Source organism: Arthrobacter sp. zg-Y238, from assembly GCF_024385525.1.
Classification (GTDB): domain Bacteria; phylum Actinomycetota; class Actinomycetes; order Actinomycetales; family Micrococcaceae; genus Arthrobacter_B; species Arthrobacter_B jinronghuae.
Genome location: NZ_JANFLU010000001.1, coordinates 463,421 through 489,903, shown reverse-complemented (window position 1 = coordinate 489,903; position 26,483 = coordinate 463,421). Strand labels below are relative to the sequence as shown.

At 64.5% G+C, this 26,483-nt stretch carries 22 protein-coding genes and 1 pseudogene; 6 read left to right on the top strand and 17 right to left on the bottom strand.

What is annotated here, in order from left to right; genetic code table 11:
- Positions 1-64: 64 nt before the first annotated feature.
- From NNX38_RS02455 to NNX38_RS02440, 4 genes are all read right to left on the bottom strand, one after another.
- Positions 65-1,126 carry an ABC transporter permease gene (locus NNX38_RS02455; RefSeq protein ID WP_255796566.1) on the bottom strand — a complete coding sequence of 354 codons (1,062 nt, stop codon included), beginning with the start codon at positions 1,124-1,126 and terminating at the stop codon, positions 65-67.
- On the bottom strand, positions 1,126-2,808 hold the full coding sequence (locus tag NNX38_RS02450; protein ID WP_255796565.1) for a sugar ABC transporter ATP-binding protein: 1,683 nt from the start codon (positions 2,806-2,808) through the stop codon (positions 1,126-1,128). Before NNX38_RS02450 ends, NNX38_RS02455 begins: the two co-directional genes overlap by 1 nt.
- Positions 2,808-3,977 carry a substrate-binding domain-containing protein gene (locus NNX38_RS02445; RefSeq protein ID WP_255796564.1) on the bottom strand — a complete coding sequence of 390 codons (1,170 nt, stop codon included), beginning with the start codon at positions 3,975-3,977 and terminating at the stop codon, positions 2,808-2,810. The genes NNX38_RS02450 and NNX38_RS02445 overlap by 1 nt, the downstream gene beginning before the upstream one ends.
- A 175-nt stretch (positions 3,978-4,152) precedes the next feature.
- Positions 4,153-4,710, bottom strand: coding sequence for a GNAT family N-acetyltransferase (locus tag NNX38_RS02440; protein WP_255796563.1), 558 nt, complete (start codon positions 4,708-4,710; stop codon positions 4,153-4,155).
- A 105-nt stretch (positions 4,711-4,815) separates the two neighbouring features.
- Between NNX38_RS02440 and NNX38_RS02435 the strand changes: the two genes are divergently transcribed.
- Complete coding sequence (locus tag NNX38_RS02435; protein WP_255796562.1) at positions 4,816-5,016, top strand: hypothetical protein; 201 nt, start codon at positions 4,816-4,818, stop codon at positions 5,014-5,016.
- A gap of 433 nt (positions 5,017-5,449) precedes the next feature.
- On the opposite strand, the gene NNX38_RS02430 is transcribed toward NNX38_RS02435, so the two are convergent.
- From NNX38_RS02430 to bsh, 4 genes are all read right to left on the bottom strand, one after another.
- Complete coding sequence (locus tag NNX38_RS02430) at positions 5,450-5,926, bottom strand: MarR family transcriptional regulator (protein ID WP_255796561.1); 477 nt, start codon at positions 5,924-5,926, stop codon at positions 5,450-5,452.
- Positions 5,923-6,819 carry an alpha/beta fold hydrolase gene (locus NNX38_RS02425; protein WP_255796560.1) on the bottom strand — a complete coding sequence of 299 codons (897 nt, stop codon included), beginning with the start codon at positions 6,817-6,819 and terminating at the stop codon, positions 5,923-5,925. Before NNX38_RS02425 ends, NNX38_RS02430 begins: the two co-directional genes overlap by 4 nt.
- Positions 6,820-6,951: 132 nt before the next feature.
- Entirely contained in the window at positions 6,952-8,145 is a 1,194-nt protein-coding gene (locus NNX38_RS02420; RefSeq protein ID WP_255796559.1) for an AMP-binding protein, read from the bottom strand.
- 36 nt (positions 8,146-8,181) lie between these two features.
- On the bottom strand, positions 8,182-9,129 hold the full coding sequence (bsh, locus tag NNX38_RS02415; protein WP_255796558.1) for a choloylglycine hydrolase: 948 nt from the start codon (positions 9,127-9,129) through the stop codon (positions 8,182-8,184).
- A 220-nt stretch (positions 9,130-9,349) separates the two neighbouring features.
- Here bsh and NNX38_RS02410 point away from each other — a divergent pair, with 220 nt between their 5' ends.
- Positions 9,350-10,036, top strand: a complete 687-nt coding sequence (locus NNX38_RS02410; protein WP_255796557.1) for a M23 family metallopeptidase — start codon at positions 9,350-9,352, stop codon at positions 10,034-10,036.
- Positions 10,037-10,717: 681 nt separating this feature from the next.
- On the opposite strand, the gene NNX38_RS02405 is transcribed toward NNX38_RS02410, so the two are convergent.
- From NNX38_RS02405 to NNX38_RS02370, 8 genes are all read right to left on the bottom strand, one after another.
- Positions 10,718-12,193, bottom strand: a complete 1,476-nt coding sequence (locus NNX38_RS02405) for an MFS transporter (RefSeq protein ID WP_255796556.1) — start codon at positions 12,191-12,193, stop codon at positions 10,718-10,720.
- 11 nt (positions 12,194-12,204) lie between these two features.
- The gene (locus tag NNX38_RS02400; RefSeq protein WP_255796555.1) at positions 12,205-13,002 is read right to left on the bottom strand and encodes an HpcH/HpaI aldolase/citrate lyase family protein; all 798 of its coding nucleotides are present in this window, start codon (positions 13,000-13,002) and stop codon (positions 12,205-12,207) included.
- Positions 12,987-13,772, bottom strand: a complete 786-nt coding sequence (hpaH, locus tag NNX38_RS02395; RefSeq protein ID WP_255796554.1) for a 2-oxo-hept-4-ene-1,7-dioate hydratase — start codon at positions 13,770-13,772, stop codon at positions 12,987-12,989. The genes NNX38_RS02400 and hpaH overlap by 16 nt, the downstream gene beginning before the upstream one ends.
- A gap of 101 nt (positions 13,773-13,873) precedes the next feature.
- Positions 13,874-14,968 (bottom strand): 3,4-dihydroxyphenylacetate 2,3-dioxygenase, encoded by a 1,095-nt coding sequence (hpaD, locus tag NNX38_RS02390; protein ID WP_255796754.1) that lies wholly within the window; start codon positions 14,966-14,968, stop codon positions 13,874-13,876.
- Positions 14,969-15,018: 50 nt separating this feature from the next.
- A complete protein-coding gene (gene hpaE / locus NNX38_RS02385) occupies positions 15,019-16,536 on the bottom strand; it encodes a 5-carboxymethyl-2-hydroxymuconate semialdehyde dehydrogenase (protein WP_255796553.1) in 1,518 nt (505 codons plus the stop codon).
- A gap of 43 nt (positions 16,537-16,579) precedes the next feature.
- Positions 16,580-17,287: a GntR family transcriptional regulator gene (locus NNX38_RS02380; protein ID WP_255796552.1), complete on the bottom strand. Its 708-nt coding sequence runs from the start codon at positions 17,285-17,287 to the stop codon at positions 16,580-16,582.
- Complete coding sequence (locus tag NNX38_RS02375) at positions 17,284-18,768, bottom strand: fumarylacetoacetate hydrolase family protein (protein ID WP_255796551.1); 1,485 nt, start codon at positions 18,766-18,768, stop codon at positions 17,284-17,286. Before NNX38_RS02375 ends, NNX38_RS02380 begins: the two co-directional genes overlap by 4 nt.
- 1,093 nt (positions 18,769-19,861) lie before the next feature.
- Positions 19,862-22,306, bottom strand: coding sequence for an AAA family ATPase (locus tag NNX38_RS02370; protein ID WP_255796550.1), 2,445 nt, complete (start codon positions 22,304-22,306; stop codon positions 19,862-19,864).
- Between the two features lie 454 nt (positions 22,307-22,760).
- Between NNX38_RS02370 and NNX38_RS02365 the strand changes: the two genes are divergently transcribed.
- The 4 genes and pseudogenes from NNX38_RS02365 (at position 22,761) to cofD (ending at position 25,810) form a co-directional block, all read left to right on the top strand.
- Complete coding sequence (locus NNX38_RS02365; RefSeq protein ID WP_255796549.1) at positions 22,761-23,840, top strand: alkene reductase; 1,080 nt, start codon at positions 22,761-22,763, stop codon at positions 23,838-23,840.
- A gap of 133 nt (positions 23,841-23,973) precedes the next feature.
- Positions 23,974-24,555, top strand: a complete 582-nt coding sequence (locus tag NNX38_RS02360; RefSeq protein ID WP_255796548.1) for a hypothetical protein — start codon at positions 23,974-23,976, stop codon at positions 24,553-24,555.
- A 19-nt stretch (positions 24,556-24,574) separates the two neighbouring features.
- Positions 24,575-24,733: pseudogene (locus NNX38_RS02355) on the top strand (alkene reductase); the annotation flags it as partial.
- A 93-nt stretch (positions 24,734-24,826) separates the two neighbouring features.
- Entirely contained in the window at positions 24,827-25,810 is a 984-nt protein-coding gene (gene cofD, locus NNX38_RS02350; RefSeq protein WP_255796547.1) for a 2-phospho-L-lactate transferase, read from the top strand.
- Here the strand turns inward: cofD and cofC are convergent.
- Positions 25,807-26,439 carry a 2-phospho-L-lactate guanylyltransferase gene (gene cofC / locus NNX38_RS02345; protein ID WP_255796546.1) on the bottom strand — a complete coding sequence of 211 codons (633 nt, stop codon included), beginning with the start codon at positions 26,437-26,439 and terminating at the stop codon, positions 25,807-25,809. The two genes, cofD and cofC, sit on opposite strands and share 4 nt — an antisense overlap.
- Between the last annotated feature and the right edge of the window lie 44 nt (positions 26,440-26,483).

Sequence of the window (26,483 nt, the reverse complement as noted above, 5' to 3'; positions counted from 1 at the left end):
GCGGGACAGCATAGGTGAGCGGCTACCGCCTTCTTCTCGTCGGGGTGGTTGAGCTGCCCTTTCGCTACGTCCCTTGGCCCGAACGGCGCCGGCCGAGATAACTGGACAGCCCGACGGCGACAAGAAGAGCCACGCCGTTAAAGACCTGGTCCACCCAGTTGGCAGCGCCGCTCAGTGTCAGGCCGCTGACGCTGACCGCCACGAACAGCACTCCGAACACGGTTCCGACAACGTTGAAGCGGCCCGGCAGTATGGCGGTTGCTCCCAGGAAGACAGCTGCCAGGGCAGGGAAAAGCAGGTAGGTTCCGTTGTCCGCATTGGCCCCGCCCGTTCGTGCCGCAAGGATGACTCCTGCCAGCCCGGCCAGGGTTCCGGAGAGGCAAAAGGCGGTCTGTGTGTAGCGGCGCAGCGGCAGGCCCACCAGGACGGCGGCTCGGTTGTTGGACCCAATGGCGTAGAGGGAGCGGCCGAAGGGAGTATGTGTCAGGAGATACCAGGCCAGGAAAGCGAGCACTGCCACCACGAACACCACCCGCGGCAGGCCCAGCCAGCTGCTGCTGCCGAACTTCGTGAACACCGGATCCACGCCGATGATGGCTAGCCCGCCGGTGTACCACTGGATGAGTCCGCCCAAAAGTGTGGCCATGCCAAGGGTGGAGACGAAGGCGTTCATCCCAAACCGTGCCACAAGCAGCCCGTTTACCGCTCCCACAACCGCAGCTACTGCCACTCCGAGCAGGCAGGACAGCCACAGCGGCAGCGAAAAATGCGCCATGGAAGCCGCGGTAACTACGCTGCTCAGGACCGCGATACCGCCGACCGAGAAATCAAAGTGTCCTGCGACAAGGGGAAATATCAGGGCGAGGGCGACAAGGGTAACGACGGACTGGTTTGCCAGCACCACCGAGACGTTGGCTCCGCTGAGAAAGACAGTGGAGCTGGCCGGGAAAACGCCGAAGAAGGCGATGATCAGGACCAGCAGCAGCGGGAGGGCAAAACGTTCCAGATGCGCGCCCAGAAGCCGGCCTCCCGCACTGCGTTGCGGCCGGGCCCGGGAGCTTTCCGGCCCGGCCGGACCAGGAACTTTGGCCTCCCGGGTCTCGAGGGGTGTGTGGCTGCTATCCATTAGTCTTTTGATCCTTCTTGAGTGGCACGGACGGTGTGGTCTGCGGCCATCACGGCAGCGGCAAGCTCGCTGCGTCCGGTGTCCGCGGGGACAAGATCGGCGACGATACGGCCTTCCACCAGGACCAGGATCCGGTCGCACAGCTCGGCGAGTTCGTCGAGGTCGCTGGAGGCCACCAGCACTCCGCACCCTTGTGCTGCAATGTCCCGCAGCGACCGGTAGATATCCCGGCGGGAGGTCACATCGACTCCCTGCGTTGGTTCGTCGAGCAGGAGCAGCCGGGGTTTCCGCCGCAACCAGCGTGCCAGGATCACCTTCTGCTGGTTGCCGCCGGAGAGCCTGCTGATCGGGATCTCTATTCCGTCAGCGCGAACCGAATGGTCGGCCAGCAGCCGGTGGGTCTCATCGCGTTCCATCCGCAGGTTCATCACGAGCCTGCGCCAGTAGCGCCCGATGACGGTGGCGGAGGCGTTTTCCCGTACTCCGAGGTCCAGGAAGGCTGCATCCCGGTGGCGGTTTTCCGGTACGAAGACGACGCCGGAACGAACCGCGTCCGCGGGAGAGGACGGCTCATGGGGCGATCCGTCCAAGCTCATGCTTCCGCCGGCCAGGGAGGTGTCTCCGAAGATCGCGCGCAGGACAGTAGAGCGGCCTGAACCGGCCAGCCCGGCCAGGCCCACGATTTCACCAGACGCCACCGAAAGGTTTACGTCAGTCAGCGGGTATCTGGAAAGATCCCTGCCTTCGAAGAGGGGGCTCCGCGTGCCGGCCCCCGGGGCCTGAGGCGCCGGAGTTCCCAGGACCGCCTCTTCGCTGACGGGTCCGGCTGGTCCGGCGGGTCCGGCTGTAAGACCGGAGCCCGCGGGTCCGGCGCCCGACATCATGTCAACGATGGCAGCGATGGACGTATCAGCCACGGGTCCGCCGCCGGCAACGATGCCGTCGCGGAGCACTGTTACGTGGTCTGCAACTTCCTCGATTTCACGGAAACGGTGCGTCACCAGCACGATTGTCTGCCCGTGGTTGGCACGGGAGCGCAGTGCCGCCATCAGTTCCCTGGACTCGTCCTCAGCGAGAGACGCCGTCGGCTCGTCCAGCAGCAGCGTGTATTCGCTGTCCTGCTGGTCGGCGAGGGCTCGTGCCACGGCCACCATGGTTTTTTGGCTGGGCCGCAGCGAACCCAATCGGTCGGTTGCCCGGACCGCTATGGCGTAATGCGCAAGCAACCCGTCCACCCGGTTCTGCAATTCCCGCCAACGGATCCCGTGCAGCGGATTGGTGGGGAAGCCCGCATCCAACGCGAAATTCTCCGCCACGCTCAGGGAGTCGAACAGGCCAAGATCCTGATGAACAAACCTCAGTCCGGCGGCACGAGCGCGGCGCGGGGTCACCTGCCGGGCCGGAAGGTTTTCTCCGTGGATGCTGATCATGCCTGCATCGGCCTGGTAGACGCCGGCGAGGCACTTGATCAGTGTCGATTTGCCCGACCCGTTGCCCCCGAGCAGCGCATGGATGGTTCCGCCGTTGACCGTCAGGTCCACGCCCGAGAGTGCATTGGCGCCGGCGAATGACTTCACCAGTCCATAGGCGGCCAAGGCAACGGCTCCCGCTTGGTCATCCGCACGTTCCGTGCCCCCGGCTGCCGCGGGCACGGAACGGCGGTTTTCGTTGTCCGCAGCCACTACTTGCCCCAAGCCTCCAGATACGCCTGCTTGAAATCAATTTCCGGGTTGTATGTGAAGGAGGTGCCGTCGGCGGGCATATTGGTTTCCGCGTCCACCACCTGGAGCCCAACGCCGGAGGTGGCAATCTCCTGATCAGCCAGCAGCCTCAGCGCGGTGTCCACACCGGACCAGCCGTCCCACTCCAGGCTGAAGGTAACGGATGCGTCTTGGCCTTCGCCTGCCGCAATCAGGTCCAGGTTGCTGCGTTGACCGAAGGTGCCGATGACGGCCAGATCGTCGGAACGCTGGGAAGACACAATGGCCTGCGAGAGACCTGCCAGGAACCAGCCGTCCAGCGGAACGGAGATGGCGTTGGCATCTGGCGCCTGGAGCAGGGCTGTGGAGAGCTTCTGTGCCATGGTGCCGCTCGCCGCGTCCTGGTTGCTCAGCTGCAGTGTTCCCACGACTTCGCAGGTGTCACAGTCCGCAAGGGCGGCGTTCAGGCCGTCGCTGATCCAGGGTCCGAACCTGGCGTCTGCAAACGTCACTTCCAGCAGCTTCAGATCGCCGTCGGTCTGGCCTATCAGCCAGTCTGCCTGCAATTTACCGACCATGTTCCACCACTGCTCGTTGTCCAGTCCGTCCAGCTTCTTGGTTATGCCGGAGTACAGCGGCTCGCCGCCGTCGATGTCACAGTCGTTGGCACCGACCCCGACCGTAGTGATTCCTGCCGCACGGGCTTCCTCGAGGGGTCCCTGGAAACTGGAGCAGTCCTGGCCCATCACAAGGATCACGTCCGCGTCGGCGCCCACACCCTGACGGATGCAGCTGGCCCAGCCGTTGGGATTGAGTTGGCCGTCGCAGATGTTGCTTTGCCAGCCGATCGCTTCCGCCGCATCCGCCGCAGCTTGGGAAGGTGTCGAGCAGGTGACCTGGGACTGTCCGCAGGAGACAATCCAGACCGTGAGGTCTTCGGGGACTGGAACCGATTCGGTGGGCGGGGTGCCGACCGTACCCTCATAGGCGGCGGCCAACGCGTCGGTGCTCCCGGAGGGTGCTGCCGAAGCGGATTCTGCGTCAGCGGGTTCATCCTCTGCAGTTGCCGTACTGCAGGATGCCAGAGCGAGGCTGGCAATGAGCAAGGCGCTGAGTGCGCCGGCCTTCATTCTCGGCTTCATGCTTCTCATCGGGTCTCCATTGACAGTCAAAGTTGAACGTGACGTACATCACGTTGCAACCACTGTGAAGGAGCCGGACTATGTGAGGAAGAGAGTAATTGGGATACCTCGTATTTGCGAAACGGATAACCACGTGTGTGTGCCTGGCTAAGGAACACTTGGGCCGGCTGCAGTCTTCCAATCGCTAGAGCGGGTCTCCGCCAGAGATCCCAGGCCAGCCCAGGGCCAAATACATCTCCGGTACTCCGGCATACTCCCGGTCCAACCCGGGAAAATGCTGCAGCCCGGCGGCGAGGGCGGTCCGCTGGGAACCGGTGTTCGTCGTCGTCGTGCGGGCCAGGACCGGCAGCTCCGGCAGCAGCTTCCGGCCGCGCCGGACCGCTTCCGTTGCTCCCTCTTTCGCATAGCCCCGGCCCCAGACCGCCGGGTCGTAGCGGTAATACAGGTTGAGGATGGTCCGGCCGTCCACGACGGCGCGCTGTAGTCCGGTGAAACCGACGACGATCTCCGGGGCCTCGTGTTCGACCACCGCCCAGTAGCCGAAGCCCTCCCGGTCCCAGTGGTCCAGGAAATCCTGCAGGCTCCGTGCCACGGATTCCACGGTGGGGCTATGCGGATTGTGCCGGTTGGTCCGGGGGTCCGTATGGATCCGGATGGCGACATCGTAGTCCGAACGTTCGAGGCGGCGCAGCAGCAGCCGCTCGGTGCTCACGGGGGTCCAGTCGCTCGGATCTTGGCGCATGCGCCCATCCTAAGCGGGGCCTCCCCCGGTTTCGTTCAACAGGCTCAGGGGAATCGAACCCCTGACCTGTCAGCCGGCCATGAGCAGCAAGGTATTCTTCCCAGCATGACAATTCCCGGGGGCACCGAATCCGACAACCGCTCAAGTGACGCCGTCATGTATTTCTGTGGTGCGGTCGCCATGCTGATGTTCTCAATACTCGCTTTCGGAAATGCGGCCGAATGGTTCGACTACGTTTCCGGTGCCATTTGGCTCGGCCTCGCTGCGGTACTTGGCTACCGGGGCTTCCGCCGGGGAGCGGTCTGAGCCGATCAGCTCGAGGCTCCAATGAAACCCAGAGCGTTCCCTTTCTCGCCGACTTCCGCCACCTCACTCATGGTCGGTGACCTGGTCCCGGTGCAGGGCTCGTCCGGCAATTGGGCATGCCTGCAGGTTGTGGAACTTGAGCCTCGGGTGCGCACGAATTTCATCATTGCCCTGCTGCCCTGGCGCGGCGGATCGGCGCCCGGCACCGCCGAGGTGACGGGACTCGTTCCGCTTGAACGAGCATTGACCCGGATCGAAATCTTCACCGAAGGCCGCCTGCAGGTGATCGGGAATGCAGAACCGAACGATGAAGGGCAGGAGCGGTGGTACAGCCCCGGCTATGGTGGCCTGGCAACGTCGGTGTGGGGCTGGAAGGCGACGATCCGGCTTGCCCAGGACGCTGCGGACGGCGGGGTCTCCTCGCGGATCCGGACTAATCCAGCACTCGCCCCACGTGCTCTAGCCAGCGCGCAACGACGGCCAGCTCCTGGGCACTGAACCCGTCGGTGATCTTTCCGTTCAGCTCGCCCAGGGCGGATTGCACGACGCCGAGCGCAGCCTTCCCGTCGGCGGTCAGGTTCACCCGGATGGTGCGGCGGTCGGCCGGATCAGGTGCCCGGGTGACGAGCCCGGCTTTCTCCAGCCGGGACAGTAGCCCGCTTAGCCCGGCCGGCGAGGCGTCCACTGCTTCGGCCACCTCGCCGGTGCTCGCGCCGGGACGGGTAGCGAGATACAGCAGCACCCCGGCGGCCGGCGCACTGAGCCCGCGGTCCTCACCCCGGCGGCCGATCCACCGGCGCAGCCGCCGCTCGGCGGTCAACGTCAGGAAGACCAGCCGCGGCGGACGCCGCCGGCCGCCGTCGTCCGTCCTGCCGGCGCCGCGGTCCCCGCCGGCACCGCCCGCGGTCACGGCTGCTTCGCGATCCGTCCGTCCAGCCAGGTGAGGATCTCGGGCCACAGCTTGTCCTTAACCCCGCGCCGGAAGAAGCCCATGTGCCCGATCGCGGGTACCCCGGCGTCGTCGGGCGAGTAAGTGCGCCGCTCCAGCGGGGCGTTGGTCAGCCGGCTGTAGATGGCGTTGATCTGTCCTGGGGTGGCCCAGAGGTCGTCGGTGAAGCCGATGGACAGCACCTCGGTCTTGACCCGGGCTGCACGTTCGGCGGCATCCATGCTCGGGTCGTCGAAGAAGTAGTTGGGCCGGCGTGACCACTTGCTCCACTCGAGCATGGCCCCTCCGGGCATGTCCTCGCCCAGGCCCATTTTCCGGCCCGGCACTGCGCCGAGCAGCCGGCTGGTGACCGGGCCGAGGACCCGCAGGACCAGTCCCACGCGCAGCCGTTCCTTCGGATCCTGGATGGCCTTGGTGACACCGGCGTGCGAGGCCACTGCCACGAACCCCAGCAGTCCGTCGGTGCCGTTGTCCAGGGCCATCGCGTGTCCGCCGATGCTGTGCCCGACGGCCAGGCGCGGCAGCTCCGGGAACCGCTCGGCCATCCAGTCCGCGGCCGCCGGCACGTCCTGGGCCATCCAGTCGCGCATCCGCAGCTTCCGGTTGGCCTTCGGGCTGCCGGACGCACCGGTTCCGCGGTAGTCATAGGTCAGGACTGCGTAGCCGTTTTCGGCCAGGTATTCGCTGAAGCCGGTGTACAGCCGTTCGGCCACCGCCGTGGCAGGGTGGATGACGACGGCGGCGCGGGGCGCGGCGTCGGCCGGCAGGCGTACGGTGCCGGCGAGCGCACCGCCCGCAGGGACGGGGATGCTGATTCGTTCGGACGTGACCGCTGCCTCAGTATTGTTTCGCATGCGAAGTAATCTACACGGGACAGCGGGTTTCGGGTACCCCTCGATTGAAAAGACATTAGTTACCGTTTCCCGGCCGGAAAACCGTAACTAATGCTCTTTCGATTCTCCGGAGAGGTTTGCGGTGCCGGTCCGTCAAACCTCCACACGGCCGACGACGTAGATGTTGCCCTGCTCATCAAACCGCGCCAGGTCGCCGGTGTGAAGCCAGCCGTCCGTCAGTGCCCCAGCCGTTGTCTGAGGGTCGTTCCAGTAGCCCAGCATGAGCCCCTCGCCGCGGGTGACCAGCTCACCGGCCTCGCCTTCACGAACGTCGTTGGCGGCACCGTCCACAATGCGCACCTCCATACCGGGTACGGGTTGGCCGACCGATCCAGGGCGCCGCTCCGGAACCGGGGCATTGAACGAGACAAGGGCTTCGGCCAGCCCGTATGCCTCCAGGACCTGCACGCCGAAGGCCCGTTCGAAGCCCTCCAGGCTCTCGCGCGGCAGCGGCGCCGTACCGGAGATTCCCGATCGCACACTGGATGTATCGGTCTCCCCCAGGGCCGGATGCTCCAGCATGGCCGCGTACATCGCTGGAATCCCGGCGAAGATGGTGACCCCATCCCGCTCGATCATCTGCAGCGCCGTTCCGGGTTCGAACCGCGGCAGCAGGCTGACGGAAGCTCCCGCCAGCACGGCAGCGTTCATCACCAGGGCCTGCCCGAAACCGTGGAAGAGCGGCAGTCCCCCAAAGAGCACGTCGGAGTCCTGCACCGACAGCAGGCCGCTGGCAGCATCGGCGGCGCTGCGCAGATTGGCGTGCGAGAGCGTTGCACCCTTGGGCGTACCCGTGGCTCCCGAGGTGTAGAGGATGACGGCGGCGTCGTTATCGGCTCGGTCCACCACCCCCGGACGCGGCTCCGCGGCGGCGAGCAGCTCACGGAAGCTGCCGGTATTCACCGGGATGACATTGGTGCCAGCCTCCGCTGCGCCGTCGTCCGCATGGGCAATGATGTCCTCGTAGCCGAAGGCAAAGAGCAGCGGGGCGCCGGAATCCGCCAACTGATACGTAATCTCCCGGGCACCGAGCAACGGGTTCATCGGCACTGCAACGGCCCCGAGCCGCAGGACCCCGTAATACAGGGCGGCCATCGGCGGAATATCGGGCAAGAGGAGCGCCACCCGGTCACCGGAGCCGATGCCGCGGGATGCCAGCAAACCGGCGGCACGGGCACTCAGCCCATCCAGCGCCGCGTAACTCATCATGCTGTCGCCGATCCTCAGCGCGGGACTGGCCGGTGAGCGGGCTGCGGTATCGCTGAGGATACTGGCGAGGTTCGGCACGGCAGTCTCCCTTGGTCCCCGGGCGCGCAGGAGAATCTAGACGACCACAAGCTCCGTTTTGTCTGCCCCGTAATCGGCCAGCGCGACGCTCTGGATCGCCGGGTCGTCGTAGGTGTTCCAGTAGTAGGTCATGGTCCGGGATGAGAAGAGCCCGGTGTAGGTGGTCTTCTCAAACTCGCCCGAGCCCATGGCCGCGCTTCCCTCCACCATCGCGACCTGCTGCAGCGTGTGGAACGCGCGGCTGACGTTCTCCTCTTCGCTTGTCTTGGGCGGGTAGTGCGCGTGGACGTAGGCCGCGCGCACAAACCGCGACGGCGAGTAGTAGTCGCCGGGGATCCCCCGCATCAGCGACCCCGAGCCGAACGGGGTCAGGTGCGCCTGGTTGAGCACAACCTCCTCGGGGAAGTCGGGCGAGGCATTGAGGTAGTTGCGCAGGTTCTCGTGGTGCCAACCGAAGCCGGGCTGGTTTGCCAGGACATCGACGTCGTCGCGGAAGACGTGCATGCCGTCGCTCGTGTACTCCACGACGATGGCGCGCGTCGAGTCGCCGATCAACCAGTGCAGCAGTGAGCTCGGGTACTGGTCGTTGATCGGCCTGTCCACAATGACAACCGTGTCCAGGGCCGCCTCGACCTCGTCGACGGTGCTGAACTGGGAGGCCACCCAGAGCGGGAACTCGAATGCGGCGACGTTCGTCGCGCCGTCGACCGGTGCCGGCGCGTACTGCGCGTACCCCGGAAAGTTGAGGCCGCCGACGGCCAGGCCTGCGTCATTGCCGCAGTCGAAGTACAGGGGTGTGTCTTCCTGAACGATGCCCATGCCGATGACCGCATGCTGGATCTTCGGCACCGCCCCGAAGGGCGACTTGGTGGTGTACCCGGTGGGCGTCACCACCACCCGCTCCCCGAAATCAGACGTCCAGTCGAGATTGCGGGCGAAATAGAGGTTGCCGCTGCCGTCCGAGAACCTGATGCCTGTGCACATGTTGATGCTCCCTGTTGCCGCGAAGCCCTGACGGAGCTTCTGCTGTTCGCTGGGCCTATGCCGGAGAAGCTGCCGAGGGAGCTGGTCGTCCGGCCCGCACCCTCAGTGCACTTTCAGGTTAGGCCCGGACCCCGAACCTGCGGCAGTCTCCCCGCCCATCTCGAACCCGAACCGGCGCAAGTCATCGTGCACGAGAGGCGGGGTGCCTATAAAGGGAACCATGATGAACACCCCCGATGCCCCGCTGGTGGTTTCCCTCCCCTTCACCGGGAAATGGAAAGTGCAGAACAGTCCCCTGCGGCGGGTACCCAGCCACGGCACGCATCTGCTTGCCACCACCTACGCCATCGACTTCGTGGGTGTGGACGACGCCGGCCGGTCGGCTCCCACGGCCAGCTGGCGCACCGCGTTCGGCACCGAGCCGCCGGAACTGTTCTTCGCCTTCGGGCGTCCGATCCTGGCTCCGGTCAGCGGGCAGGTGGTCACCATGTACGACGGCGAAGCGGACCATGAAGCCCGGCGGTCGCAGCTGGCGCTCATCCCGTACATGCTGGGCCAGCAGGGCCGGCTGCGGGAGGGAACCGGGGCGATTGCCGGAAACTACGTCCTCATCGAGACGGCCGACGGCGGCCCGGTGGTCGGGGTGATGCACTTGCGGTCCGGCTCGATCCGGGTTTCTGCCGGGCAGCAGGTCCGCGAGGGCGAGCATCTTGGGGACTGTGGAAACTCCGGCAATTCCACGCAGCCGCACGTGCATGTGCAGGCGATGGACGGAGCGGATCCGTGGACCGCCCGCGGACTGCCGCTGGTGTTCCGGTCCTTCGGCGAGAAGCCAGTCCGCGGCAGGACTTTTCTTCAGCGCCAGAACGAGCTGCCGCAGGAGGCTTCGACGGTCGAAGCGCCCTGACCGGGTCAGGCTGCGGGTGTTTGGCGAGGCCGGGCCGGGGCCGCTTGCTGGCATCGGCATCGTGCGGCGGCGGGGTCGGCACGAGCATCGGCGCGAGCACAGCATCCCACGGAATGGTACGGATGTTGCCTGATGAGGAACCAGCAGCCCCACCAGTACCACCTCGTGGGACGCCGTGCAGCGGAGGGGTCAGCGCGAGCACAGCATCCCACGGAATGGTACGGATGTTGCCTGGTGGGGAACCAGCAGACCCACCAGCACCACCTCGTGGGACGCCGTGCAGCGGAGGGGCCGGCGCGAGCACAGCATCCCACGGAATGGTACGGATGTTGCCCGATGAGGAACCAGCAGCCCCACCAGCACCACTTCGTGGGACGCCGTGCGGCGAGCGGCGACTGCGGCAAACGAAAAGGCACTAATTACCGATTTTTGGACGGAGAACGGTAATTAGTGCCTTTTCGTTTCGCAGGGACGCCCGGTCATCCCGGAAACAGCTAAGGCCCGGCAGGTTAGGGGAATCGAACCCCTAAGCCCACCGGGCCCCCGGCTAAGCATGCCGGGTCACCGACTGGGAGCGCTAAACGCGCTGTCGGTGCCCGTCTTGGAAACGCCCGCGCCGGCGCCCGACCCCACGCCGCGGGACCTCATTGGACAAGCCGCCTCCCGGGCTCGGCTCGGCGGCTAGCGGGTTTCCACCTTGCCCGTGCCCGAACCAACCGCCTTCGACACCGGGGCATCCGTAGACACCCCGCGGCGCTTGTCGAAGATGGTCGCGCCGACTTCCTGCTCCGCCTGGTTCCGGATGGACAGGTCGATGCCCGGCCGGTCGCGCAGCATCATGGTCGCGGCCGCAGCGAGCACAATCATCACCAGCAGGTAGGCGGAGACCGCCGTCGTCGAACCGGTCTCCTTGACCAATGCCGCGGCGATGGTCGGCGCGAACGCCCCGCCGATGATGGCACCGAGCGCGTAGGACACCGAAACACCGGAGAAGCGGATCGACGCCGGGAAGATCTCGCTGTACCAGGCGGCCTGCGGCCCGTAGGTCAGGCCGAGCCCCACGGTGAACAGGGCCATGCCGAGGAACAGGATCCAGATGTCACCGGTGTTGATCAGCCAGAACAGCGGGAACACGGTCAGGGCCAGGCAGGCGAACCCGATGAGGTAGGTCTTCTTCCGTCCGATCCGGTCCGCCATGAAACCGCTGACCAGGGTGAAGATGAACCACAGGGCCGCCGAACCGGAAACGGCCAGCAGCACGTCGGTGCGGTCCAATGCCACGGGGCCCTCGGGGTTGGTGGAGTAGTTCAGGATGAACCCGCCGGTGGTCATGTAGCCGGCGGCACTGTTGCCCGCGAAGACCAGGGCGGCCAGGATCACCAGCTTCCAGTGGTTCTTCATCAGCTCCACGATGGGCATCTGCGTCTGCTTTTTCTTCTCGGCGATTTCCTCGAAGACCGGGCTTTCGCTCACGGACCTGCGGACCAGGAAACCGACCACAATCAGCACGATGCTCAGCAGGAACGGCAGGCGCCAGCCCCACTCGACGAACTCGTCGCCCGGGGAAATCACGCCGGTCATCAGCGCGGTCACGCCGGAGGCCAGCAACATGCCCAGCGGCACGCCCAGCTGCGGGAAGGAGCCGAAGAGGCCGCGGCGGTTGCGCGGGGCGTGTTCCACGGACATCAGCACCGCGCCGCCCCATTCGCCGCCGGCGGAGATGCCCTGGATGATGCGCAGCAGCACCAGCAGGATGGGTGCCCAGATGCCGGCGGTGGCATGGGTGGGCAGTACGCCGATCAGCGTGGTGGCCCCGCCCATGAGCAGCAGGGTCAGCACCAGCATGGCCTTGCGGCCGATCTTGTCGCCGTAGTGCCCGGCCAGGAAGGCGCCGAGCGGACGGAACAGGAAGCTCAGGCCCACCGAGGCGAACGTGACGAGGGTGGCGAACTCGCTTCCGGCCGGCTTGAAGAACAGCTCGGAGAAGACCAATCCTGCGGCGGTGGCGTAAATGAAGAAGTCGTACCACTCAACGGTGGTGCCGATCAGCGTGGCGACCGCGACCTTGCGGGTGTCCCGAGGCGTGGATCGAGAGGCGGATTGAGGGGTGGATCGAGGGGAATGGGGGCCGGCGGCGGTGCCGGAAGGTGCAGCCATGGGAATCCTTGTCAGTAACTCGCGCGGACGTCGTCGTCCGCGGCTGGAATGAATTTGGCGGCCAGGGCTTCGCTGCCCCGGGCCAGGAGTGCGACGTCGGCACCCACCAGGATGAAGTCCACGCCGGCGTCGATATAGCGGCGGGCAGTGGCTTCGGCGAACGCGTTTACGCCCACCGGTTTGCCAGCAGCTTTCACCACGCGGATGCAGTGCTCGACGGCGGCAACAACGTCCGGGTGCTCCTGCTGCCCGAGGTGGCCCATGGATGCGGCGAGGTCCGACGGCCCGATGAACAGTCCGTCCACCCCGTCGACGGCGGCAATCGCCTCGACATTCTCGACGGCGGCGGCGGTCTCGATCTGCACCAGCAGCGTCACGGACTCCGCGGCGTTTTCGAGGTACCCCTCGATCCGGTTCCAGCGCGACGCGCGGGCCAGGGCACTGCCCACCCCGCGGATGCCCAGCGGCGGATACCGGACGGCGCGGACCAGTTCGGCCGCCTGTTCCGGGGTGTCCACCATGGGAATCAGCAGGTTCTGCGCCCCCAGGTCCAGGTACTGCTTCAGCAGCACCGCGTCCCCGACGGGCGGGCGGACCAGCGCACTGACCGGATAGCCGTGCACCGCGTGCAGCTGGGCCAGCAGCGACTCCAGCCCGTTGGGGCTGTGCTCGGCGTCGATCAGCAGCCAGTCCAGCCCGGACCCGGCGCAGATTTCGGCGACCAGCGGGCTGCCGGAGCAGACCCACATGCCGGTCTGCCGGCCGCCGGCCAGCCGGGCGGCGAAGGTTTCCTCTACTCGAAGCGGCATGTGATGGTTCCCAACGGTCCGTAGTCGGCAAAGACGGTGTCGCCCTTGTATACCCACATCGGGCGGGTGAAGGAGCCGGCGAGGATGATTTCCCCGGCCTCCAGCGAAGTGCCGTGCACGGCGAGCTTGTTCGCCAGCCAGTACACGCCGGCAGCGGGATGGTTGAGCACTCCGGCGGCGACGCCGGTTTCCTCGATGCCCTGGTTCCGGTACAGCAGGGCCGAGACCCAGCGCAGGTCGACGTCGGCCGGTCGCACCGGGTTCCCGCCGACCACCATGGCGCCCATCGCGGCGTTGTCCGCAATGGTGTCCACGATGGTCCGGCCCTCCATCTCGATCCGGGAGTCCAGGATTTCCAGCGCGGGCACCACGTAGTCCGTGGCGTCCAGGACGTCGAACAGGGTGCAGTTCGGCCCGGAGAGCGGCTTGCCGAGCACAAACGCGAGCTCCACCTCGATCCGCGGATGGGTGTAGCGGTCCCACTCCAGGGTGCAGCCGTTTTCCAGCACCATGTCATCGAGGATGACGCCGTAGTCGGGTTCGGTGATGCCGGTGGCGGCCTGCATGGCCTTGGACGTAAGGCCGATCTTGTGGCCGGCCAGGGACCGCCCGGAGGCGATCATCCGTTCCCGCCAGAGGTTCTGCACGGCATAGGAGTCATCGATGGTCATGTCCGGGTAGCGCTCGGTCAGGCGCGGCACCGGGGTGCGGGTGCGTTGGGCTTCGAGCAGCTCATCGGCCACCGCCCGGAGAGTCTGTTTATCTAGCACGGCAATTCCTTTGGGTTCGGAGGGTGCGGCGTGTTCGGGGGGGTGTGTTCGTAGGGTGCGACGACGACGGCGCCGGGCCGGGCGCCGTCGTCGGGCGCGGTCTAGAGCTGGGTGCCGATCTTGAAGCCCTTCGCGGCCTCGCCGGAGGAGCTGCCGCCGTCGTCGGGGCGGGTGTAGGAGAACCCGTCCGCGCCGATGGTGACCGCCATTTCCGAGGTCTCGGTGCGGGCGGTGAGCGGCTGCGGGTTGCCGTCCAGGTCCAGCACCAGGGAGGCCTCGGTGTACCAGGACGGGACTACGGGGTTGCCCCACCAGTCGCGGCGCTGGTTGTCGTGGACGTCCCAGGTGATGGTGGGGTTGTCCGGATCGCCGGTGTAGTAGTCCTGCGTGTAGATCTCGATGCGGTGGTCGTCCGGATCGAGGATGTAGAGGTAGAAGGCGTTGGAGACGCCGTGCCGGCCGGGGCCGCGTTCAATCCGGTCGGAGATGCGCAGGGCGCCCATCTTGTCGCAGATCTGGATGATGTTGTGCTTTTCGTGCGTCGCGAAGGCCAAGTGGTGCATCCGCGGGCCGTCACCGCCGGTCAGGGCGGTGTCGTGGACGGTGTGCTTGCGGTGCATCCAGGCGGCGTAGGTAACGCCGTCGGAATCCTTGATGTCCTCGGAGACGCGGAAGCCCAGGTCCTCCAGGTAGGCGCGGCCGCGGGGCACGTCCGGGGTGACCTGGTTGAAGTGGTCCAGGCGGACCAGTTCCCCGGCGGAGTAGAGGTCGTAGCGCTGGGTGAGGCGCTCCACGTGGTCCACTTCGTAGAAGAACTCGTAGGGGAAGCCCAGCGGGTCCTCCACGCGCACGGAGTCGCCGATGCCCTTCACGAAGCCGTCCTTGCGGCGTTCGGTGCGGCAGCCCAGTTCCTGGTAGTACGCCTCGGCGACGTCCACGTCCTCGGGGGTGCGGACACGGTAGGAAAGGGCGGCGACGGCGGCCACTGGGCCCTTGCGCAGCACCAGGTTGTGGTGGATGAACTCCTCGAGGGAGCGCAGGTAGATGGCGCCGTCGTCCTCTTCGGTGACGTGCAGGCCGAGGACGTCCACGTAGAACTTCCGGGACCGTTCCAGGTCGGTGACCACCAGGTCCGTGTAGGCGCAGCGGACGATGTCCGGCGGGGCGATGCTCGGGGTGGGAATGCGGTTTTCAATCTCCATGGTTTTGCTCCTTTGCAAAAGGCGGGGGAAGTGTCGAGGAGGCTTTAGCCGTCGACCTGGGCGGCGTCGTCGGTCCCGAACTTGGGGGTGTGGACCTTGCCCAGGGTGATGTGCACGGCCTGCTGGTCGGTGTAGAAGTCGATGGAGCGGTAGCCGCCCTCGTGGCCCAGGCCGGAGGACTTCACGCCGCCGAACGGGGTGCGCAGGTCGCGGACGTTGTGGCTGTTGAGCCAGACCATGCCGGCCTCGGTGTTCTGCGCGAAGTTGTGTGCGCGGGTGAGGTCCTGCGTCCAGATGTAGGCGGCGAGGCCGTACTTGGTGTTGTTGGCCAGTTCCAGGGCTTCGGCTTCGGTGCCGAAGGGGGTGATGGCGACGACGGGGCCGAAGATTTCCTCCTGGAAGATCCGCGCGTCGGGGGCGACGTCGGCGAAGACGGTGGGTGCGATGTAGTTGCCCTCTTCGAGGCCTTCGGGGCGTCCGCCGCCGGCGAGCAGGCGGCCTTCGGTCTTGCCTATCTCCACGTAGGAGGCGACCTTGTCGAAGTGTTCGGGGTGCACCAGCGCGCCCACCTGGGTCTTGGGATCGTGCGGGTCGCCGACGACGATGGTCTTGGCGCGGCCGGCGAAGCGTTCGCAGAACTCGTCGTAGACCGGGCGTTCGACCAGGATGCGGGAGCCAGCGGTGCAGCGTTCGCCGTTGAGGGAGAAGACGCCGAACAGGGCGGAGTCGATGGCGGCGTTCAGGTCCGCGTCGGCGAAGATGACGCAGGGGCTCTTGCCGCCGAGCTCCATGGACAGGCCCTTCAGGTTTTCCGCGGCGTTGCGGAAGATGGTCTGCCCGGTGGTGGTTTCGCCGGTGAAGGAGATCAGCGGGACCTGCGGGTGCTTCACTAGGGCGTCGCCGGCTTCCTCGCCCAGGCCGTTGACCAGGTTGAACACCCCGGCGGGGACGCCGGCGTCGGTGAAGATGTCCGCCCAGAGCGAGGCGGAAAGCGGGGTGAATTCGGCCGGCTTGAGCACCACGGTGTTGCCGGTGGCCAGGGCCGGGGCGAGCTTCCAGGATTCGAGCATAAACGGGGTGTTCCACGGGGTGATGAGCCCGGCGACGCCGATGGGCTTGCGGTTCACGTAGTTGATCTGGGCGCCCGGGACCTTCATGGCGTCATCGAACTGGGCGACGATCAGGTCCGCGAAGAAGCGGAAGTTCTCCGCGGCACGCAGGGCCTGGCCCTTGGCCTGGGTGATGGGCAGGCCGGTGTCGAAGGTTTCCATTTCGGCCAGGCGTTCTTCCTGGGCCTCGACGGCGTCGGCGATCCTGTTGAGGATGCGGGCGCGTTCGCGCGGCTTCATCTTCGGCCACGGGCCGTTGACGAAGGCTTCTCGGGCGGCGGCGACGGCGGCGTCGATGTCTTCCTTCTGCCCGGCGGCGGCGGTGGCGTAGGTCTTGTTGGTGACCGGATCCAGCACATCGAAGGTGGCGCCGCTGGCGGAGTCCACGAACTTGCCGTTGATGAAGTGCTGGATGTGGGTGGGCAGGTTTTCGGGGACGAAGTGCGTGGTCATGGGTGTTCCTCTTTCGTGTGTTTCTTTAGATCGGGGAAGTTCTTTAGATCGGGGAGGGCGGCTGGTGGCTCTGGGCCAGGAAGGCGTTGAGCGTGTTGGTGCGGTGCGCGCGGGCGGCGTGCTCGACGTCGGGGGCCGGGGCGCCGGCGTCGATCAGGTCCAGCAGCGCCTCGTGTTCCTGCACCGAAGCGTGCGCCCGGTCCGGGACGTACCGGAAGACCGAGGAGCGCATCCGGCCAAGCCGGTTCCAGCCGCGGTGGACCAGATCCAGGATGTGCGGATTGGGGCACCGGGCGTAGAGCAGGGCGTGGAACTCGGTGTTCAGGGCGGTGAAGCGGACCGGGTCGAAGTTGTCCAGGACCTCGCGCATCTGGTTGTTGAGTTTGCGGGCCTGGGCCAGTTCCTCGGCGCTGATGTCAGGGGCCGCGAGGGCGGTGGCGGCACCTTCGATGATGCTGAGGGTCTGCATGGTGTGCAGGTACAGGTCCGGGTCGATGCCGGCCACGTTGGCGCCGACGTTGCGGACAAAGTGCACCAGCCCTTCGGCTTCGAGCCGGCGGATGGCTTCCCGGACCGGGACCACGCTGAAGCCCATCTCCGTGGCAATGCTGCTGAGCACCAGGCGGTAGCCGGGGCTCATTTCCCCGCCGAGGATGCGTTCCTTCAGCTGTTCGTAGGCCTGTTCCGACTTGGAGCCGGTGCCCGTGGCGGTGCTGGTGGCTTGCCCGGTGCTGTTGGCTGCTGCGCTCATGCCTGTTCCGCTGCCCAGGCCTCGTACTTTTCCTTCCAGGCGGCGTTCATCGGGTACAGCCCGTCGACGCCGTGGCCGGCCTTCACCATTTCGGCGATGAATTCTTCCTGGTGTTCCTGCCGAATGCAGGCCTCCACGAGCTCCTCGGCGATGGCCGGCGGGATGACGAGGATGCCGTCGTCGTCGGCCACGATGATGTCGCCGGGCTGTACGGTGGCGCCGCCGCAGGCGATGGTGATGTCGGTGTCCCAGGGGACGTGCTTGCGTCCGAGGACGGCGGGGTGCGGGTTGGCGCAGTAGACGGGCAGCTCGATGCCGGCGACGGTTGAGTAGTCGCGGACGCCGCCGTCGGTGATGATGGCGGCGGCACCGTTGTGCTTGGCGCGCAGCGCGAGGATGTCGCCCAGGGTGCCGGTGCCCTTTTCGCCGCGGGCTTCCATGACCAGGATTTCGCCGTCGCCGACGGAGTCGATGGCGCGTTTCTGCGCGTTGTAGCCGCCGCCGTGGGTCTTGAAGAGGTCCTCGCGGTTGGGCACGAAGCGCAGGGTGCGGGCGGTGCCGACCACCTTGCGGCCGGTGCGGGTGCCGGTGAGGCCGTCGATGGAGACGTTGTTCAGGCCGCGGGCGCGCATCTGGGAGGACAAGGTGGCGGTGGCGACGGATTCGAGCTTGGCCTTGAGTTCCGGGGTGAGGGTTTTGGCCTGTTCCTGCGGTGTTTCCGGCTGCGGGGCGAGGCCGGCCTTTTCTGCGGAACCCCATGCTTCTTCGCGCTGCTTGTCGTCGATTTTCGGCTGGGCGCCGAACCGTGCCAGCGGCGTGATGCCGTCGGTGACGGTGGTGGCGAGGCGTCCGGTGCTCTTGTCTGTGCCGGGGACGTCCACTTCAACTTCGAGGCGGTCGCCGGGGACGGCCACGGAGGCTCCGGCGGGCGTGCCGGTGAGGATCAGGTCGCCGGGTTCCAGGGTGAGCAGCTGGGAGAGGTCGGCGACCAGTTGCGCGAAGGGGAAGAGCAGGTCTGCGGTGGTGTCGTCCTGCGCGAGTTCGCCGTTGACCCAGGTGCGGACGCGCAGGTCGGCGGGGTCGACGTCGGCCGCGTCAAGGATGTGCGGGCCGACGGGGGTGAAGCCGTCGCCGCCCTTGGAGCGGAGGTTGGAGCCCTTGTCTGCCCAGCGCAGGTCGTACACGCCCAGGTCGTTGCTGGCGGTCACTCCCCCGACGTAGCTCCACGCGTCCTCGACGGTGACGCGACGGGCGGTCTTGCCGATAATGAGGGCGATTTCGCCTTCGAAGCCGAGCAGCTCGCAGCCGGCCGGGCGTTCTACGCTGCCGCCGGTCAGGGCCAGGGAGGAGCTGGGCTTGAGGAAGTAGGAGGGCTGTTCCGGGGTGCGTCCGCGTTCTGCTGCCCGCGAGGGGTAGTTGATGTGGACGGCGATGACCTTGCCGGCCTGCTTCAGCGTGTCCTTGGTGGCGTCGTTGCCCATGTCTCTCCTGGATGAAGTACGAAATCGTATATCATCAGGGTTGCATGTGGTGCGGGTCACGTCAAGGGGCAGCCTCTAGGGCTCTAATGACCCTTGAAACCGTTTACTTTGAAAAGGCGCCGCGTAAACAAACCAAATACAGTAACAACTGGCCGGCGGACCCGTCACTACACAGTTCCGCGTCAAAACTGCGCTCACCTCACGATAGGCTTGCACCAATCGTGAGGCTCAAAACTTCCAAACGCGCATTCTAAGTGAGGCAACCTTGTTCTCAACACAACCCCCTAATTGGGCCGAAGGCGTAACTGCCCTTGTCTCACTATTTACGCTACTCGCAGTTGCTATTGCGTTCATCCAAATCCGACACATAAACCGCCAAATGCATCGGGATTTCGAAATGCAGTATCTCCTTCGTTTCTGGGCCCTGATGGACCAGCGCTCTAAACGATTTAGGCTAAAGGAGGTAGTAACGAAAAACGACAGGATCTTACTGCAAGACTACCTAGGACTCTGTGAGGATCAGATCGAATTACGTGGCCTTGGGCGGGTAACAGATCATACGTGGGACTATTGGAGGCGCGACATCCGAGGCCTTTGTCTCACCGCTCCTGTGGCAACAGAGATCGACAAGGCGGATCGAACTGCTTATCCTCAACTGAGGCGCTTGCTAGCAGATTCCACGTACGACCCATTGGGACACGGAAAAGTTTGGCGCCTCTGGCGTGGACTTTAGTAAATCAGGGCGAATCTCCAGGGCGTAGTCATGCAATTCGCATGCCCAGTTGGTTGCTGTTCAATAGATGTAGCTTCACACTCCAGTTAACGAGCTAATTTCATCCCGTCCGTGCTGCCGGGTCCTCTGCGGTCCTTTTGTCTAGCGACAGGCAAGGCGAATGGGGACAACCCAGCCACATTATGCTGCCCTGGATGCCTCTCTATTCAGCCGACGTCTAACTCACTGGTCTATTCCCTTGATCGTTGGAAGACTGACTGCTCCGGATAGCAGTCAGTCTTCCGACAAGCACCTGCCCTGCACGCCGGACAGTCCACTTTACGTCGTGTGCCGAGAGCGGCTTACAAAGATTACCGAAACCTACGCATCTGCGTCTTTGTAGGACTTCCGGCAGTCCTGCAGTTCTTTCCAATGTTCCTCAAGACCGGACAGTGTTGGGCTTACACCCAGCGTCACCAATGGTTGGGAGTGCGCGCTGATGTATCTGCATGCATCATCAAATACCCTAGTGACAGTAGTAATCGCGTCGGGAAGTGCCTCAGCCTTGATGTTGCTCAGCGAGTTCATGCGAATGTTCGGCTGGTAGCGCTGTGAAACACCTTGAAGGAGATCCGTCTCCGTAAAGACTTCGCACCATGAGCGAATCCAGTCGTACCCCTCCCTCACAAGAGCGGCTCGGGCTTCACCCTCTGCTAATTTGGCTGCCTGGATCGTATTGTTAATGTTTGCCTTGAGACTGGTTAGGGTATCCCAGCGCGGTCCGGTAGCTCTAGTTACCTTACCTTTGCCTTCCTCATCTGTTATTTGGAAGTACGCGCATCGCTTTGACTTCTCGAATAGGGAGAGGAGCGTTGTGGCAAAGAAGATGTCGTGTGTGAAGACGATGACTTGGTTGTCCTCCGCCAAGCCAGCAACCCTGCTAGCAACTTCATTGATCCGCCGGTGGTCAAGGCTGGATACAGGATCATCGAAGATTACCGGGGCAGTGATGCCTGCCAGCCGTGCCTCAGCTAGGAAGTCGGCCATGGCTAGTACCTTTTGCTCACCTTCCGAAAGTACCTTTGAGGGCTTGTGCTTGCCATGGAGAACCTTGCGACGTTGAGCTTTTCCCTGCCGTCCCAGAAACTCAAGCTTCAAAGTTGGAGCCCTAAGTGCTTTGCATTCCTCCGCAAAGAGTGTGTCGAAATTCTGATTAACAAGCTGATCACTTGCCGCCTTAGACAGTTCGGTAATACTCCTCGTCAATCCAGGTAGCGCTCGGTTAAGAATACCGAGCTTATTGGACTCCTTCGCCTGATTTACCTGTGTTTCGATCTGCGACCAAGCCTTAGATATCTCCACCGAAGCTATAAGCTCATTTAGTGTCGTTTTGCCTGCCTGCAGTGCTGCCTGGCGGTTGGCCGCCTGCGTGAGAAGGTGTTCAAGTTCGTCTGATATTGATGCAAGCGAACTTTTCAATGAGATTCCTAGTTGCGGAAGCGCGGCTATGTCTTGCGAAGACGTAGGCTCCTGACCTTCAACCCTCTGTCTGACCGCGCCTAAGAGCACGCTGAGGGCCGCAACATCCGTATGGAAAGCTGGCTTGTCTTCGTTGTCCCCATGTTGAACAAGGAAAGATTTCACTTCACCGTCATCAACGGCATCAATTGGTGCCGCCAAACGAATAATGGTCTCTTCGATGCCAGCAAGATCCTTACTGATCTTGTCTGCTAAGAACTCTCCGTACTTACTAACAAGACGCTTTGCCTGTTGGTCCAGAGGCTGCCGGCAGTACAAGCACCTCTCCGAATCGTGAACTTCGAGGCTTTGAAGGTGCTGCCGATACGCATCGCCGCTGGCAACGAAGGATTCCCAGGTAGATTCCGGCTCAGAGGGCAAATCTGCCGCCTTGAAGAGTTCCACACGGAAGGCTTCGTAGTCCTTCCTCAAGTCCGCTCGCTGGGTCAACGCGTCGTTGAAGCCCGTTAGATCAAAGCTAGAAAGACTATCCACAACATTGGTCGCTTGCTTAAGAACCGCTTTGTTGCGTTGGCAGATCGTAATCTGCGATGCCGTGGTATTGGCCTCAAGTGCGGCGACGGCACGACGTTGGGCATCTATTCGATCATCTTGATTCGGCTTGTCGTCTGCGCGACCCCTCAGGTCCGTGAGGTCAGTCGATGCCCCCAAGGTCTCGATCAGAGAATAGATGGTCGACGACTTGGGGAATCGACCAAGCAAGGAAGGGTTCTTTCCAGACAGGTCAGCAACCGCTGCTTCGATTTTCCCTTGTACTGCTTTTATGCCGGAGATTACGTGCTTGTAAAGAGCCAGAGCTACAGGGGTATAGACGTACTCAAGGTCGTCGTCGACATGAAAATTTACAGCTGGACTATCGAAGATGGACATGCGGGTGAATGGTGGGTGGCCTAACTCGCCACGCCATTCAAAGTCTTGGGCGTCGTCCCCTAAGGAAAATTCAATCTTCGCTGATTTTTGCTGCTTTGTATCGGCACGAACGTCGCCCAGAATCGCGTCTGCCGTACGGCTACCAGCGAGCGCTTTGAAGATGCGTGAATAGCCAGTCTTTCCCGTGCCGTTCTCTCCGAATAGGATCGTAAGGCCTGCATGGGGTTCTATGACAGAACCGGTGACCAGAGCGTTGACTCCTGAGACGTCGGAGATTCGGGTAATGACGAGTGGGAGTTCTGCATCGTCTGCGCTCAACTCGATCTCAATCTCGGGTTCTTCCGCAAGCTCTCGCGGGTCCAAAGACTTTTCTTGACGAAATAGTGCATAGGCATGCGCTACCTCTATTTCGGTCAATGCCGCTCCCGTACTTAGGACGTGACGCACGACGTACCGTACCCACTCGTCCCGTTTGTTTGCCCACGCCGCGAGTGTCACACGTGGGTCTGCTGGAGAACTGACCGCGACTTCATCGGCGGCTTCAAGTATTTGATCAGACATTATTTTCCCCCAAAATAGACTTGTTCTAATACTCCAGCGATACGTTCTCCCCGAGTCTGCGACTCGCCGTCTACCGCTGAATGTCGACGATATCCGCAGCGACTTTCGTCTCGGTCTGCAGAAGCTCCAACTCGTCGCATGCCCGCAGGGCTGTCACCTGGCTGCACGGGTAGAACTTGTGTTGAGGGTCGCCCTGCTTATACGGACCAAGCTGGAATAGACTCGGCGTCCGTTTCAGTTGTCGCTCAGTAGACGAAGGTCCGTCCCAGGACAGCTCAGCCCTGAGCCCTGCAACAAAAGGAACCCCCACTTGAAACTCTTTACCCCCCTCACCGTCGGCACCATGGAACTGCCCAACCGCCTCGTCATGGCACCGATGTCCCGCGTGCGCGCCGACCGCAGCGGCGTGCCCACCGACATCATGGTCGAGCACTACCGCCAGCGCGCCTCCATGGGCCTGATCATCAGTGACGGCATCTACCCCTCTTTCACCGGCCAGGGCAACGCCCTGATGCCCGGCCTGGTCACCGAGGAGCACGTCGCCGGCTGGAAGCGCGTCACCGATGCCGTGCATGAGGCCGGCGGCCGCATCGTCGCCCAGCTGATGCACTCCGGCCGCGTCGCACACGAGAACATCAACGGCGGCCGCCAGCCGCAGGCCCCCAGCGCCATCGCCGTCGAAGGCATGGCCCACACGTACGACGGCAAGCAGCCCTTCCCGGTGCCGCACGCCCTCACCGAGGCCGAACTCCCCGGCGTCGTACAGGACTTCGTCTCCGCAGCGCAGAACGCGATGAAGGCAGGGTTCGACGGCGTCGAACTGCACGGTGCCAACGGCTACCTGCTGCAGGAATTCCTCTCCCCCGTCTCCAACACCCGCACGGACAACTACGGCGGCTCGCCGGAGAACCGGGCCCGGATGGTCATCGAGACCTTCCGGGCCGTGGCCGAGGCCGTCGGCGCCGAACACACCGGCATCCGCATCTCCCCGGAGCACAACATCCAGGGCGTGCTGGAAACCGACCGCGCCGATGTGACCGCCACCTACACCGCCCTGGTGGACGGCATCGCCGATCTGAAGCCGGCCTACCTGAGCATCCTGCACGCCGATCCGGCCGACGAGCTGGTCCAGGGCCTGCGCCACCGCTTCGGCGGCCCGGTGCTGATGAACACCGGCTTCGGCACGGTCACCACCCGCGAGGACGCCGTCATGCTGCTCGAGGAGAACCTGGCCGACGCCGCTGTCGTCGGCCGCCCCGTGATCGCCAACCCGGACCTGGCCCGCCGCTGGCAGGAAGACCACCCGCTGAACGAGATCGACCAGACCACCGTCTACACCGACGGCGCCGCCGGGTACACGGACTACCCGGAACTGGCTCCGGTTTCCTAGCCCGCACGCAGGACAACGGCAGGCCTTCCGCGCAACGTGGGAGGCCTGCCGCTTCTATGTGCGTGGGTGCACCAACGGTTGTCGGCGGGGTGCCTACCGGGGACCGTAGCTGGTGTTGAGTATGCTCCCGAGCATGGCAGATACGAAAATGAGCAAAAGCGCAGGGGAACACTGGGTGTGTTCTGTGTTGGCACGGCATAACTGGGCCGCAGCACTCACCCGGGACGGACTCGAGCGGACCGACATCCTCGCAGTTAATACGAACGGGCCGCGGCGCCAAATCGAGGTTCAAGTAAAGGCTATCCAGGCAAAAGGATCAAAGGGGAAGTGGCCTCTTGGTCTGAAGTCCCAGCAGCCAGCACTCTCCCAGCACGAATGGTATGTGCTTGTGATGCTCGATCCTTCGACACCTACTGTGGCGCCCCGTTCCTTTATTGTCCCGAGGGACCATGTGGCCGCTGCCGCATGGATAGGGCATATGGACTGGCTTAACGATCCCGAGGCGCTCCCAGGAAAGCGCAATGTCGGGCCGGAACAGTCCCGGGTGGGAGTCGATGCCTTTGAACTGTACGAGGATCGATGGGACCTTCTCGGCACGCCTACAGATGAAATACCTGTGATGCTCCCCCAGCGGTTTCGCGATCTTGCCCTCGAAACCACAAGAGTTGGCCTTCCCGAAGGTCATCCGTGGAAAGAACAACTGCCGATTTGGTAGCCGGCTGTTCTTTTTACTCGGCGAACCCGCCGTCGTCGGCCGTCCCGTCATCGCCAACCCGGATCTGGCCCGCCGCTGGCAGGAGGACCACCCGCTGAACGAGATCGACCAGACCACCGTCTACACCGACGGCGCCGCCGGGTACACGGACTACCCGGAACTGGCTCCGGTTTCCTAGCCCGAACAAATGACGGCCCTTCCGCATACCGCGGAGGGGCCGTCGTCGTATCCTGCATCAGGAACGGGCTACGAAAAAGGTAACGGGGGGCGCATGAAGAGAATAACGATCCTCGCCGGAGGGGTAGGCGGCGCGCGGTTCGTCCGCGGCGCCCGAACCCTGGCACAGGCAACCGGGGCGGAAATCACTGTCGTGGCCAACACAGGAGATGATCTGTGGCTGACGGGCCTGCGGGTCTGCCCCGACCTGGATTCCATCATGTACTCCCTGGGCGGAGCCAACGATACGGAACGCGGATGGGGCAGGGCCGGCGAATCCGAGCGCGTGAGTGCGGAACTGACCGCCTACGGCGTCGGCTGGCCCTGGTTCACCCTGGGAGACCTTGACCTGGGCACCCATATTGCCCGGACCGCCCTTCTTCGGGAGGGCCTGACCCTCACCGAAGTGACCCAACGGCTCTGTTTGCGGTGGAATCCGGGCGTCCGCCTCCTGCCGGCTACGAACGACGAAGTCGAAACCCACGTCGAAATCGTCGACGGAAGCGGCCGGACGCAGTTGATCCACTTTGAGGAATGGTGGGTGCGCCACCGCGGCAACGTCCCGACCCGCCGGTTCGTCCACCGGGGTATCGAATCCTCCTCCCCCGCACCGGAAGCCGTGGAGGCGATCCTGTCAGCCGACGTCGTCCTGCTGGCACCCTCCAATCCGGTGGTGTCGGTCGGAACGATCATTGCGCTGCCGGGCATGGCGGCTGCCCTTCGGACAACGGCGGCTCCCGTGATCGCCGTATCGCCCATCATCGGTGGCTCGCCCGTGCGCGGGATGGCCGACATCTGTCTGGGGGTCATCGGGGTCGACGTCTCCGCTGCGGCCGTGGGGCAGCATTACGGGGCACGGACACAGGGCGGCCTCCTGGACGGCTGGCTGGTCGATCCGGTTGACGCCGGTGACCTCCCGCTGCTGGAGCGTGCCGGGATCCCCGCACGGTCACTTCCGCTGTGGATGAACACCGACGAGGATTCGGCGGCCATTGTTGCCGGAGCGCTCCAACTGGCCGGCGAGGTGAGGGAACCTTAACCGGTCTCCGCAGCTGAACCGGCCGGTCCGGTGGCAGCAACTGCGAGGGTTTTCAGGGTCTCCGGCCCGAGCCGGTTCCGCAGGGCCGCAGCTAGATCCTCTGCCGTGTCGATATCCCGGCGCAGCGCGGACGCCTGCGGCACCGGGAGGACCACGTGACCCTGCCGTTCGTGGCGCCACCGGGAACCGGGACCAAACCGCGGGACGATCAGGCCGCCGAGGCTGGTGAGCATGGTGGTGCCGTGACCGGAATGATCGGCGACCATGGCGCGCTCGTGTCGGCCGGCATCTGCGAGGACGGCGTCGAACTCGTCCGCCGTCAGGCCGGGCAGGTCCGCCGTGACGACGGCAACCTTGCCGGGACCCGCGCCGTGGAGCCCCGCCGCGACCGCCGGATTGAGTCCGAGCCCCGGATCATCCACGAAAAGCGTACCGGCGGGGGAAGCGGTACGGACGCGGACATCGCTCGTGACGACGATGATGGTGCCCGCTCCACGGCTGTTCCGGACCGCGGAAAGCGTATCGAGTGCAAAGGCCAGCGCCAGGTCGGTTACACCGCTGCGGTCCCGCCGGAGGCGGGACTTGGCGGCATCAAGACTCTTGACGGGTATAACGACGTTCCAGCTCATGGCATGCGCCTGCCCCGCCCTAGTAAGAGTCTTTCTGTTGGTAC